Source organism: Neisseria sp. P0001.S005 (assembly GCF_051963715.1).
In genome coordinates this window covers 1-421 of the sequence record NZ_JBQCTZ010000651.1, presented here as the reverse complement: position 1 = coordinate 421, position 421 = coordinate 1, and the positions used below count along the sequence as shown (strand labels likewise).

The window sequence follows — 421 nt, the reverse complement described above, 5'->3', positions numbered from 1 at the left end:
AGGCCGGGTTTGAGGGAAATGCCGCCGGTGTCGAAGGTAATGCCTTTGCCGACCAATACCACAGGCGCGGCTTCTTTGTCGGACGCACCGAAATAGCTCAGTTCGACCAAATATGGGTCTTCGACGCTGCCTTTGGCGACAGACCAGAACGAACCCATGTTTTCTTTGATGTAGTCTTTTTCAATAATTTTGGCGTGTGCGCCCAATTTTTCGGCTTCGGCTTTGGCGGTACGCGCGAGGAATTCAGGCGTGCATTCGTTGGGCGCGGCATTGCCCAAGTCGCGGCAGAGGCTTTGCCCGTAAACTTGCGCTTCGGCAACGCGCAGGGCTTCTTTGACGGCGGCTTCGTGTGCGCTGTGGAACACGGCTTCTGCAAATTTGGCCGGTTTGGCTTCTTTTTTGTAGCGGTCGAAACGGTAGG

1 pseudogene is annotated in these 421 nt (G+C 55.3%); it reads right to left on the bottom strand.

From position 1 onward, the window contains the following. Nucleotides 1-421 (bottom strand): annotated as a pseudogene (locus ACTHSP_RS22200) (leucyl aminopeptidase); the annotation flags it as partial.